The organism is Bacillus sp. NEAU-Y102 (genome assembly GCF_054788175.1).
In genome coordinates this window covers 749966-763518 of sequence record NZ_JBTWFK010000001.1, presented here as the reverse complement: position 1 = coordinate 763518, position 13553 = coordinate 749966, and the positions used below count along the sequence as shown (strand labels likewise).

General features: G+C 38.4%; 10 protein-coding genes. All 10 read left to right on the top strand.

Annotated features, from left to right (window positions below; translation table 11 throughout):
* Positions 1–16 precede the first annotated feature (16 nt).
* Positions 17–1159 carry a 1-deoxy-D-xylulose-5-phosphate reductoisomerase gene (gene dxr / locus ACYFX0_RS03655; protein WP_000790358.1) on the top strand — a complete coding sequence of 381 codons (1143 nt, stop codon included), beginning with the start codon at positions 17–19 and terminating at the stop codon, positions 1157–1159.
* Positions 1160–1176: 17 nt separating this feature from the next.
* Positions 1177–2433: an RIP metalloprotease RseP gene (gene rseP / locus ACYFX0_RS03650; RefSeq protein WP_001090241.1), complete on the top strand. Its 1257-nt coding sequence runs from the start codon at positions 1177–1179 to the stop codon at positions 2431–2433.
* A 109-nt stretch (positions 2434–2542) separates the two neighbouring features.
* Positions 2543–4243, top strand: a complete 1701-nt coding sequence (locus ACYFX0_RS03645) for a proline--tRNA ligase (protein ID WP_106081598.1) — start codon at positions 2543–2545, stop codon at positions 4241–4243.
* Between the two features lie 124 nt (positions 4244–4367).
* Entirely contained in the window at positions 4368–8669 is a 4302-nt protein-coding gene (locus tag ACYFX0_RS03640) for a PolC-type DNA polymerase III (protein ID WP_106081599.1), read from the top strand.
* Positions 8670–9002: 333 nt separating this feature from the next.
* Positions 9003–9473 carry a ribosome maturation factor RimP gene (gene rimP / locus ACYFX0_RS03635; protein WP_000359095.1) on the top strand — a complete coding sequence of 157 codons (471 nt, stop codon included), beginning with the start codon at positions 9003–9005 and terminating at the stop codon, positions 9471–9473.
* 17 nt (positions 9474–9490) lie between these two features.
* Positions 9491–10597 (top strand): transcription termination factor NusA, encoded by a 1107-nt coding sequence (nusA, locus tag ACYFX0_RS03630; RefSeq protein ID WP_000102599.1) that lies wholly within the window; start codon positions 9491–9493, stop codon positions 10595–10597.
* Between the two features lie 11 nt (positions 10598–10608).
* Positions 10609–10881, top strand: coding sequence for an RNase P modulator RnpM (gene rnpM, locus ACYFX0_RS03625; RefSeq protein ID WP_000071123.1), 273 nt, complete (start codon positions 10609–10611; stop codon positions 10879–10881).
* The gene (locus ACYFX0_RS03620; RefSeq protein ID WP_001286522.1) at positions 10882–11193 is read left to right on the top strand and encodes a YlxQ family RNA-binding protein; all 312 of its coding nucleotides are present in this window, start codon (positions 10882–10884) and stop codon (positions 11191–11193) included.
* A gap of 4 nt (positions 11194–11197) precedes the next feature.
* Complete coding sequence (infB, locus tag ACYFX0_RS03615) at positions 11198–13264, top strand: translation initiation factor IF-2 (protein WP_000036346.1); 2067 nt, start codon at positions 11198–11200, stop codon at positions 13262–13264.
* Entirely contained in the window at positions 13261–13542 is a 282-nt protein-coding gene (locus tag ACYFX0_RS03610) for a DUF503 domain-containing protein (RefSeq protein ID WP_000634349.1), read from the top strand. The genes infB and ACYFX0_RS03610 overlap by 4 nt, the downstream gene beginning before the upstream one ends.
* Positions 13543–13553: the final 11 nt, after the last annotated feature.

Genomic DNA, 13553 nt, shown 5'->3' with positions numbered 1-13553 from the left:
ACGAGGGGTTGGAGTCATGAAAAACATTAGTTTATTAGGTGCGAGCGGATCAATTGGTACACAAACTTTAGATGTATTACGCTCGCACCCAGACCAATTCCGTCTCGTTGCTTTTTCTGTAGGGAAAAATATTGACTACGCAGTAAAGGTAATTCAAGAATTTTCTCCGCAAATCGTCTCTGTGCAAAGAGAGGAAGATGTTTTAAAATTACAAGCTGTTTCTGGTAATACAAAAATTGTATATGGTAGTGAAGGGCTTTTAGAAGTAGCATTACATCCAGATGCGGAGATTGTAGTAAATGCTGTTGTAGGTAGCGTAGGGTTGTTACCAACACTTCGTGCAATTGAGGCGAAAAAAACAATTGGAATTGCAAATAAAGAAACGTTAGTAACTGCAGGACATCTTGTAATGGAAGCAGCACGAAAACATAATGTTTCGTTACTTCCAGTAGATAGTGAACATTCAGCTATTTTTCAATGCTTGAATGGTGAAAATGAGAAAAGAATTTCTCGTCTTATTATAACGGCTTCTGGTGGAAGTTTCCGTGATAAAACGAGGGATGAATTGCATCATGTGACCGTAGAAGATGCGCTTCGACATCCAAACTGGTCAATGGGTTCGAAAATTACAATTGATTCTGCTACAATGATGAATAAGGGACTAGAAGTAATTGAAGCACATTGGCTTTTTGGTATCCCTTACGAGCAAATCGATGTTGTTTTACATAAAGAAAGTATTATCCATTCTATGGTTGAATTTGAAGATCGTAGTGTAATGGCGCAGCTTGGTTCACCTGATATGCGAGTACCAATTCAATACGCACTTACATATCCTGATAGATTGCCTCTTTCAGACACAAAACAGTTAAACTTATGGGAAATAGGGACGTTGCATTTTGAGAAAATGGACCAAGAAAGATTCCGTTGTCTACGTTTTGCGTATGAAGCTGGAAAAGCAGGTGGAAGTATGCCAGCTGTAATGAACGCAGCGAATGAAGTAGCTGTTGAAGCCTTTTTACAAAAGAGAATTGGTTTCTTAACAGTAGAAGACCTCATTGAAAAAGCAATGAACCATCACAATGTCATTGCACGTCCGAGCTTAGAGGAAATTCTGGAAATTGATGCAGCCACAAGACGGTTTGTGATGGAACAAATTTAGCAAAGGTGGTTATGGAATTGAATACAGCGATTGCCTTTATATTAATTTTCGGTGCACTCGTATTTTTCCATGAGCTAGGACATCTATATTTCGCAAAAAGAGCAGGTATTTTATGCCGCGAGTTTGCGATTGGTTTTGGTCCGAAAATATTCTCATTTGAAAAGAATGAAACGGTGTATACGATTCGATTACTGCCCCTTGGTGGCTATGTAAGAATGGCTGGCGAGGATGCGGACACAGTTGAGTTAAAGCCTGGGAAAAAGGTTGGCCTTGTATTAAATGAAAAAGACGAAGTTGTGAAATTAGTTTTTGATGGATATGAAAAGTATCCAAATGTTCGTGTCATTGAAGTCGAACAAGCTGATTTGGAGCACAATCTAACAATTTCGGGCTATGAGGAGTACGAGGAAGAGCTTCAAACGTTCCGAGTGAATGAAAAAGCTCGTATTATTACTGCGGGGGAAGAAATTCAAATTGCTCCGTATAATAGACAATTTGGTTCAAAAAAATTAGGGCAACGCGCTTTAACAATCTTTGCGGGTCCTGCAATGAACTTCATTTTAGCATTTGTTATTTTTGTGATTCTTGGATTTGTACAAGGGGTTCCTATTGACAAACCAATGGTCGGAAAAGTGATGGATAATAGTGCAGCACAGCAAGCTGGATTGAAAGAGAATGATACAATTCAAGCGATTGATGGAAAAAACACAAGTACATGGAAAGATGTTGTTGACATTGTACGTGAAAATCCGGATAAAGAAATTACGTTACAAGTAAAGCGTGATAATGAACAGTTTAATGTGAAAGTAACGCCAACACTCGATAAAGAAGGAAAAGACGAAGTTGGTAGAATTGGTGTTTATTCCCCTGTAGAGAAAACAGTAATGGGTTCTATTAAATCAGGATTTGAACAAACATACCAATGGACGAAACTAATTTTTGAATCTCTTGTGAAATTAGTAACTGGTCAATTTTCTATTAATGAGTTGTCAGGTCCAGTAGGAATTTATAATCTAACAGATCAAGTTGTAGATTATGGATTTACGCGTGTACTAAGTTTAGCGGCAGTTTTAAGTATTAATCTTGGTTTATTCAATTTATTACCAGTTCCTGCTTTAGACGGTGGCCGTTTATTCTTCTTCTTAATTGAGGCGTTACGAGGAAAACCAATTGACCGTCAAAAAGAAGGAATGGTTCACTTTATTGGTTTTGCATTATTAATGTTATTAATGTTAGTTGTAACATGGAATGACATTCGTAAGTTTTTCTTGTAAAATAGAATGAAACTTATAATGAAATAGAGCCCGTAGAATAAAATCCCTCACCTAATTCGAGGTGAGGGGTTTTACTGCGTGTAAGAGTAAAATGAAGAGGTGCAAATAAATGAAACAAAGTATGGTATTCAGTCCTACATTACGTGAAGTTCCAGCTGATGCTGAAATTAAGAGTCATCAATTATTACTTCGCGCAGGTTTTATGCGTCAAAATGCTTCTGGTATTTATAGTTTTCTACCATTTGGGTTAAAAGTATTACACAAAGTAGAACGTATCGTTCGAGAAGAAATGGAGCGCGCAGGAGCTGTGGAATTATTGATGCCAGCTATGCAAGCTGCAGAATTATGGCAAGAATCAGGTCGTTGGTATTCTTACGGATCTGAATTAATGCGTATGAAAGATCGTAACGCTCGTGAGTTTGCTTTAGGAGCGACGCATGAAGAAGTAATTACTGATCTTGTACGTGATGAAATAAAATCATATAAAAAATTACCGTTAACATTATATCAAATTCAAACGAAATTCCGCGATGAACAAAGACCTCGTTTCGGTTTATTACGTGGAAGAGAGTTTCTAATGAAAGATGCATACTCTTTCCATGCTACACAAGAGAGCTTAGATGAAGTATACGATCGCTTATACAAAGCATATTCTAACATTTTTGCTCGTTGTGGTTTGAACTTCCGTGCAGTTATTGCTGATTCTGGAGCAATGGGCGGAAAAGATACACATGAATTCATGGTATTATCTGATGTTGGTGAAGATACAATTGCATACTCTGATACATCTGATTATGCAGCGAACATTGAAATGGCTCCTGTTGTAGCTACGTATACGAAGAGTGACGAAGCGGAAATGGCACTTGAAAAGGTTGCAACGCCAGATCAAAAAGCGATTGAAGAAGTATCTGCATTCTTAAACATTGAAGCTGACAAGTGTATTAAGTCTATGGTATTTAAAGTAGATGAGAAATTAGTAGTTGTACTTGTTCGTGGTGATCACGAAGTAAACGATGTAAAAGTGAAAAATGTATACGGCGCTTCAGTTGTTGAGCTTGCTTCTCATGAGGAAGTAAAAGAATTATTAAATTGTGAAGTTGGTTCATTAGGACCGATTGGTGTAACAGGTGATATCGAAATTATCGCTGACCATGCTGTAGCATCAATTGTCAATGGATGTTCAGGAGCGAACGAAGAAGGATTCCATTATGTAAATGTAAATCCAGAACGTGACTTTAAAGTAAGTCAGTATACAGATTTACGCTTTATTCAAGAAGGAGACCAATCTCCAGACGGAAACGGAACAATTCTTTTTGCACGTGGAATTGAAGTTGGTCATGTATTCAAATTAGGAACTCGTTATAGTGAAGCAATGAACGCAACATTCCTAGATGAAAATGGGAAAACACAACCACTTATTATGGGTTGTTACGGTATCGGTGTATCTCGTACAGTGGCAGCAATTGCAGAGCAGTTTAATGATGAGAACGGCTTAGTTTGGCCGAAAGCTGTAGCACCGTTCCATGTGCATGTAATTCCAGTAAATATGAAATCTGATGCACAACGTGAAATGGGTGAAAACATCTACAACTCATTACAAGAAAAAGGCTATGAAGTGTTATTAGACGATCGTGCAGAACGTGCAGGTGTTAAATTTGCAGATGCAGATTTATTCGGCCTTCCAGTTCGCGTTACAATTGGTAAAAAAGCAGACGAAGGTATTGTAGAAGTGAAAGTACGTGCTACAGGTGAGTCTGAAGAAGTAAAAGTAGAAGAACTTCAAACATATATTGCAAATATTTTAAAATAAGAAGAGGTACCTCGTAATGGGGTACCTTCTCTTTCTTTGTAAACGTATTTTGTAAAAGAAGAAGTGAGAAATCTTTCTTTGTAGTACGTTTCAATTTATAATAGCAAATGGAAGGAGAGTGCTTATGTCTTTAACAAATGAACAACAAGAGCGATTTCAAATTTTGCTCCAGCAGTTGCAAATACCAGACGACCTTATAAATCAATATTTACAAGGCGGTGGTATTGAAAGGCTCGTTATTGATAAAGCGAATAAAAGTTGGCATTTTGATTTACAAGTGCCACGTATTTTGCCTACAGAATTATATGAATTGCTAGAAACAAAGCTTAAGCAATCATTTTCTCATATTGCAAGAACAACATTTGCATTAGAAACAGAGAATAAACAATTTACAGAAGAAGAAGTGAGGGCGTATTGGCCGCTTTGTACGGAACGAATTACATTTTCACCTATGTTTGCTTACTTAAAGAAACAGCTTCCGCAGGTGAATGGAGTGAAGTTGCTAATAAATGTGAATAATGAGCTGGAGTCTACTGCTTTAAAGAAAAACGTTGCGAAACCAGTAGGGGATCAATACGAAGCTTTTGGATTTCCACGTTTCCAGTTAGACACACATATACAGCAAAATGCAGAAGAAATGCAAAAGTTTCGTGAGCAAACGCAGCAAGAAGACCGCGAGCGTGTTATACAAGCTATGGAAGAAATGGCGAAGAAGCAAGCTGAAGAAAGTAGCGTTGTGTATGAAGGACCGATTACACTCGGGTATCTTATTAAGCCAGATGAAGAGATTACACCGATGCGAGAAATTCAAGATGAAGAAAGAAGAAAAACGGTTCAAGGATATGTCTTCCATGTAGAGACAAAAGAGCTTCGTAGTGGACGTACGTTATTAACTTTAAAAATAACGGATTATACGGATTCTATTATGATCAAAATGTTCTCGCGTGACAAAGAAGATATTCCAATGCTGCAATCCTTGAAAAAAGGAATGTGGGTGAAAGCCCGTGGTTCAGTTCAAAACGATACATTTGTTCGAGATTTAGTAATGATTGCGAATGATATTAATGAAATAACAGGTCCGTCTCGTAAAGATAAAGCGCCAGAAGGCGAAAAGCGTGTAGAACTTCATCTTCACACTCCCATGAGCCAAATGGATGCTGTTACTCCTGTTTCTAGGCTTGTTGCCCAAGCTGGTAAATGGGGACATGAAGCTATTGCGGTTACAGACCATGCTGTGGCTCAGTCGTTCCCGGAGGCATATTCTGCGGGGAAAAAGGCTGGAGTTAAAGTTATATACGGTGTAGAAGCGAATTTAGTTAATGATGGTGTACCGATAGCGTATAACGAAGCGCATCGTTTACTTGCGGAGGAAACGTATGTTGTTTTCGACGTTGAGACGACAGGTTTATCAGCTGTATACGATACAGTCATTGAGTTGGCTGCCGTAAAAGTAAAGGGTGGCGAAATCATTGATCGTTTTGAATCTTTTGCAAACCCACATCAACCATTATCAGCGACGATTATTGAATTAACAGGTATTACAGATGATATGTTAACTAATGCACCAGAAGTGGACGAAGTGTTTAAAAAGTTTGAGGAATGGATGGGTGACCATACACTTGTTGCCCATAACGCAAGCTTCGATATGGGATTTATTAACGTAGGTTTTAAAAAGGCTGGGTTAGAAAAAACGAATAACCCTGTTATTGATACGTTAGAACTTGCACGATTCTTATTCCCAGAAATGAAAAATCACCGATTAAATACGATGTGTAAAAAACTTGATATTGAATTAACGCAACATCACCGTGCGATTTATGATACAGAAGCGACGGGATATTTACTTGTGAAAATGTTGAAAGACGTAATTGAAAAGGGATTTGAATATCACGATCAATTAAATGATAGCATGGGGCAAGGGGATGCGTATAAGCGTGGCCGTCCAAGCCATCTGACGTTACTTGCCACATCAGATGTTGGATTGAAAAATTTATATAAACTTGTTTCATATTCTCACCTTAATTACTTTTACCGTGTACCACGAGTACCGAGGTCACTATTAAAAAAATATCGTGAAGGAATTTTAGTAGGAACGGCTTGTGATAAAGGTGAAGTGTTTGAGGCAATGATGCAAAAAGCTCCTGAAGAGGTAGAAGAAATTGCACAGTTTTATGATTACATTGAAGTAATGCCTCCAGAGGTGTTGCGTCATTTAGTAGAGCGTGAACTCGTTCGAGATGAGGGACAATTAAAAACAATTATCTCTAACTTAGTAAAACTAGGCGAGACGTTAGATAAACCAGTTGTTGCTACAGGGAACGTGCATTACTTAGATCCAGAAGATGCAATGTATCGTAAAATTTTAGTCAGTTCGCAGGGCGGAGCCAATCCGTTAAATCGACATTCATTACCGCCAGTACATTTCCGTACAACTGATGAAATGCTAGAGTGTTTTTCATTTTTAGGTGAAGACAAAGCGAAAGAAGTTGTTGTGACGAATACACAAAAGGTTGCGTCATTAATTGGTGATGTTCGTCCAGTAAAAGATGATCTATATACACCGAAAATTGAGGGTGCCGATGATGAAACACGTGATATGAGTTATAAAATGGCACGCAGTATATATGGTGAAGAACTACCAGAAATTGTAGAGGCTCGTTTAGAAAAAGAATTGAAAAGTATTATTGGACATGGATTTGCCGTTATCTATTTAATCTCACATAAGCTTGTGAAAAAGTCGTTAGTCGACGGATATCTAGTAGGTTCGCGTGGTTCGGTAGGTTCGTCGTTCGTTGCAACGATGATGGAAATTACAGAAGTAAACCCATTACCACCACACTATGTCTGTCCAAAGTGCAAGCAATCTGAATTCTTTAATGATGGTTCCGTAGGCTCTGGTTTCGACTTACCAGATAAAGATTGTCCGACATGTAATGTGGCATATGTGAAAGATGGACATGATATTCCATTCGAAACGTTCCTTGGATTTAAAGGAGATAAGGTACCCGATATCGATTTGAACTTCTCCGGGGAATACCAACCACGTGCCCATAACTATACGAAAGTACTGTTCGGTGAAGACTATGTATACCGTGCTGGAACGATTGGTACAGTTGCGGAAAAAACCGCTTATGGATATGTAAAAGGTTATGCAAATGATCACAATTTAACAATTCGAAATGCAGAGATTGATCGCTTAGTAGCGGGATGTACAGGGGTAAAACGTACAACTGGACAGCATCCAGGTGGTATTATCGTTGTGCCAGATTACATGGATATCTTTGATTTCTCACCAATACAGTTTCCTGCTGATTCAATTGGTGCTGAGTGGAGAACAACGCATTTTGACTTCCACTCGATTCATGATAATTTATTGAAACTTGATATACTGGGACACGATGATCCGACCGTTATTCGTATGTTACAAGATCTAAGTGGTATTGATCCGAAAACAATCCCAACGGATGATCCAGAAGTAATGAAAATTTTCTCTGGTCCAGAAACGTTAGGGGTAACGGAAGAACAAATTAACTGTAAAACAGGTACACTTGGTATCCCGGAATTCGGTACGAAGTTCGTAAGACAGATGTTAGAAGAGACAAAACCAACGACATTCTCAGAATTGGTCCAAATTTCTGGGCTGTCACATGGTACTGACGTATGGCTTGGTAATGCAAATGAGTTAATTTATAACGGTACATGTACGCTGAGTGAAGTTATCGGTTGTCGTGATGACATCATGGTATATTTAATCTATCAAGGTTTAGATCCATCATTAGCCTTCAAAATCATGGAGTCGGTTCGTAAAGGTAAAGGTGTACCAGAAGAATGGGAAGATGACATGAAAGGTAATAATGTGCCAGGTTGGTATATTGATTCATGTAAGAAGATTAAATACATGTTCCCTAAAGCCCATGCGGCTGCTTACGTACTTATGGCTGTGCGTATCGCATACTTTAAAGTACATTTTGCACTTTTATTCTATGCGGCATATTTTACAGTCCGTGCAGATGATTTTGATGTAGAGGCGATGGCGAAAGGTTCAGCATCCATACGTGTAAAAATTGATGAAATTGCTCAAAAAGGATTGGATGCAGCGCCGAAAGAGAAGAGTTTATTAACAGTACTAGAAATGACACTGGAAATGTGTGAGCGTGGATATTCATTCCAAAAGGTCGATTTATACCGCTCGCATGCAACTGAGTTTATTATTGATGGGGATACTTTAATTCCTCCATTTAATGCAGTGCCTGGTCTTGGTACGAACGCAGCCTTAAGTATTGTGGAAGCGCGCAAAAATGGAGACTTCTTATCAAAAGAAGACTTACAGCAGCGAAGTAAGGTTTCGAAAACAATTATTGAGTATTTAGATAGCCAAGGTTGTTTAGGAGATTTGCCAGATCAAAACCAATTATCACTGTTCTAATAGGTAGGAAAAGTCTTTGCAAATCAATATTTGCTATGGTATACTATAAACCGAGATAACCATGTCATGTATATTTTGTGAAAAAGAGAGTGGGGAAACCCACTCTTTCGTGTTACTATCTACATTTTATTCATGTAGATAGTAAAGACATTTCTGTCGTATATACATATTTTGTTACAAGTTTTACTTCTTAAATTTGGTAATACTAAGACAGATATTCCCTGCTTAACGGCAGGGGCTTTTGTTAGCTAACGAGAAAGAATAAGATAGACCGTCTTTGTGAACGGGATCTTTTCTTGTAAATGGTACATGGCGGCAGGAAGGAGGCTGTTTATGGATAAGAAAGTCACAGAAGTTGTAGAAGCATTTGCGCAGCCAATCGTTGAAGAGTTAAATCTTGAACTTGTAGATGTAGAGTATGTGAAAGAAGGACAAGACTGGTTCTTACGCGTATTCATCGATTCTGAAAAGGGAGTCGACATTGAAGAATGCGGTGCGGTAAGTGAACGTTTAAGCGAAGCTTTAGATAAAGAGGATCCAATTCCTCACCTTTACTTTTTGGATGTATCATCTCCTGGAGCAGAACGCCCATTAAAGAAAGAGAAAGACTTCCAGCAAGCGGTAGGAAAACAAGTGGCAATTAAAACATATGAGCCAATTGATGGCGAAAAGATGTTTGAAGGAAAGTTACTTTCCTACGACGGTACTACAATTACACTACTATTAACAATTAAAACACGTAAAAAAGAAATCCAAATTCCAATGGATAAAGTTGCAAATGCGCGACTTGCTGTTACGTTTTAGTAAGAAGGGGGATCTTCATGAGCACTGAGTTGTTAGATGCTTTGCTCGTATTAGAGTCAGAAAAAGGTATTAGTAAAGATATTATTATTGATGCGATTGAAGCAGCATTAATCTCTGCTTATAAACGCAATTTTAACCAAGCACAAAACGTTCGTGTGAGCTTTAACCCAGAAGTGGGAACAATTCAAGTTTTAGCACGTAAGGACGTTGTTGATAATGTGTTTGATCCACGTCTTGAAATCTCTGTAGAAGAGGCAAGACAAATTAATCCAAACTACCAAGATGGCGACGTACTAGAAATTGAAGTAACGCCAAAAGATTTTGGTCGTATTGCAGCGCAAACTGCAAAACAAGTTGTAACACAACGAGTTCGTGAAGCAGAACGTGGTGTTATTTACTCAGAATTTAGTGATCGTGAAGAAGACATTATGGTTGGTATTGTACAACGCCAAGATGCTCGTTTCATCTACGTAAGCTTAGGCAAAGTAGAAGCTTTATTACCTGTAAGTGAGCAAATGCCAAATGAGCAATATAAGCCACATGATCGTATTCGCGTATTTATTACAAAAGTAGAAAAGACAACAAAAGGACCACAAATTTACGTATCACGTACACATCCTGGTCTTTTAAAACGTTTATTCGAAATGGAAGTTCCAGAAATTTATGATGGAACTGTAGAAATTCGCTCTGTAGCGCGCGAAGCAGGAGATCGTTCTAAAATCTCTGTGCATGCAGAAAACATTGATGTTGATCCAGTTGGTTCTTGCGTAGGACCGAAAGGACAACGTGTACAACGTGTTGTAGATGAACTAAAAGGTGAAAAGATTGACATCGTTCGCTGGTCAAATGACCCAGTTGAATATGTTGCAAATGCTTTAAGCCCATCACAAGTTGTTAAAGTACTTGTAGATGAAGATGAAAAAGCAACAACTGTTGTTGTTCCAGACCACCAGCTATCGTTAGCTATCGGTAAGCGTGGACAAAATGCACGTCTTGCAGCTAAATTAACAGGCTGGAAAATTGATATTAAAAGTGAGTCTGATGCGAAACAACTTGGAATTGTTACAGAAGAAGATAGCGTAATCGCATTCGGATTCGATTCAGTTGAAGACGAAATCCAATAGAGGTGATGAGTATGAGCAATCGAAAAGTTCCGTTACGAAAATGTATTGCGACGCAAGAGATGAAATCAAAACGAGAGCTGGTTCGCATTGTTCGTTCCAAAGAGGGCGAAGTGTCTATTGATTTATCTGGAAAAAAATCAGGACGAGGTGCATATTTGTCAAAAGATAAAGAATGCATTATACAAGCCCAAAAGAAAAACATTTTGGAACATCATCTAAAAGCGAAAATCGACAGTTCTCTGTACGAAGAGCTTCTTGAGCTTGTTGAGAAGGAGTCGAAATAAGTGTCCGATTGGAAATCGTTTTTAGGACTAGCAAATCGCGCTCGAAAAATCATTTCGGGTGAAGAACTCGTTTTAAAAGAAGTACGAAGTGGTAAAGCAAAGCTCGTATTGCTTTCTGAAGATGCGTCAGCGAACACTACTAAACGTATCACTGATAAAACGACGTACTACAACGTACCAATGAAAAAAGTCGAAAATCGACAACAATTAGGGCATGCGATTGGGAGAGACGAGCGAGTCGTTGTAGCTGTGTTAGATGAAGGCTTTGCGAAAAAGCTACGTAGCATGCTCGATACAAATTACCGGGGGTGAAGGTATGAGTAAAATTCGAGTACATGAATATGCAAAAAAAAATAATATCTCAAGTAAAGATCTTATGACAAAACTTAAAGAGATGAATATCGAGGTTTCGAATCATATGACAATGTTAGAAGACGAAGTAGTAAATAAATTAGATAATGAATATAACACTGGAGCGGAAAAACCTTCTGTTGCAGATGAGTTTGAAGTAGAAGAGAAAGTTGTTCGCAGTAAAAAGAACAGCAATAAGAAAAAGAAAAAAGGCAAAGGAAATGAAGACAAACGTCAAGATAACTTTGCTGGAAGACAACAAACACAAATAGTAGAAACACCAGATAAAATTACTTTCTCTGGAAGCCTTACAGTAGGTGAACTTGCTAAAAAGTTAAGCAAAGAGCCATCTGAAATTATTAAAAAGCTCTTCATGCTAGGAATTATGGCGACAATTAACCAAGATTTAGATAAAGATACAATTGAGTTAATCGCTACTGATTACGGTATTGAAGTAGAAGAAGAAATAGTGGTAAGTGAAACTGAGTTTGAAACATTCATGGATGAGCAAGATGATGAAGAAAACTTAAAAGAGCGTCCAGCTGTTGTTACGATTATGGGACACGTTGACCATGGTAAAACAACATTACTTGACTCTATTCGTAATTCAAAAGTAACTGCTGGCGAAGCTGGTGGAATTACTCAGCATATTGGTGCATACCAAGTTGAAGTAAATGATAAGAAAATTACATTCTTAGATACGCCTGGTCACGCGGCATTTACAACAATGCGTGCTCGTGGTGCGCAAGTAACTGATATTACAATCCTTGTTGTTGCAGCTGATGACGGTGTTATGCCACAAACAGTTGAAGCGATTAGCCATGCAAAAGCAGCTGGAGTACCAATTATTGTTGCTGTGAATAAAATGGATAAACCAGCGGCGAATCCTGATCGTGTAATGCAAGAATTAACAGAATATGAATTAGTTCCAGAAGCTTGGGGCGGAGACACAATTTTCGTACCAATTTCTGCAATTCAAGGCGAAGGCATTGACAACTTGCTAGAGATGATCCTTCTTGTAAGTGAAGTAGAAGAATATAAAGCAAACCCAAATCGTTATGCAACGGGTACTGTAATTGAAGCACAGCTTGATAAAGGTAAAGGAACTATCGCGACATTATTAGTTCAAAACGGTACGCTTCGAGTTGGAGATCCAATTGTTGTTGGAACTTCATTCGGACGTGTTCGTGCAATGGTAAGTGATATTGGTCGTCGTGTAAAAGTTGCTGGTCCATCAACTCCTGTTGAAATTACAGGTTTAAATGAAGTACCACAGGCTGGAGATCGTTTCATGGCATTCGCTGATGAGAAGAAAGCTCGTCAAATCGGTGAATCACGTGCACAAGAAGCGTTAGTTGCACAACGTGGTGAGAAATCTAAATTAAGCCTTGAAGATTTATTCCAACAAATCCAAGAGAGCGATGTAAAAGAAATCAACTTAATCGTAAAAGCAGACGTACAAGGTTCTGTTGAAGCGATGGCAGCATCACTTCGTAAAATTGATGTTGAAGGCGTAAAAGTTAAAATCATTCACACTGGTGTAGGTGCGATTACAGAATCTGATATTATTTTAGCTTCTGCATCTAATGCAATTGTAATTGGATTTAACGTACGTCCGGATGTGAACGCGAAGCGTACAGCTGAATTAGAGAACGTTGATGTTCGCTTACACCGCATTATCTACAAAGTAATCGAAGAAATTGAATTAGCAATGCAAGGTATGCTTGATCCAGAATTCGAAGAAAAAGTAATCGGTCAAGCGGAAGTTCGTCAAACATTCAAGGTAACAAAAGTTGGAACAATTGCAGGTTGTTACGTAATTGACGGTAAAATTACACGCGATAGTGGCGTTCGTATTATCCGCGATGGTATAGTAATTTTCGAAGGACAACTTGATACGTTAAAACGTTTCAAAGACGACGTAAAAGAAGTTGCACAAAACTATGAGTGTGGTATTACAATTGAGAGATATAATGACCTTAAAGAAGGGGACATCATTGAAGCATACGTTATGGAAGAAGTGAAGCGATGATTGTCGCTTCACTCTCATTCGAGTGTATGATTTACGATGTACATTCTTTAAAAGAGAAACGGGCAATTTTGCAACGAGTGCTAACTCGTGTGAAACAGCGCTATAATGTAGCTGTTTCTGAAGTTGGGCATCAAGATGTATGGCAACGTACAGAAATTGCGATTGTTTCCGTATCCTCAAATCGTGTTATCTGTGAAAAAGAAATGAATCGTGTACTGGAGTACATCGATTCATTTCCTGAAATTGAACGTACGATAACACAATTGGAATGGTATTGAATGAGGTGAAG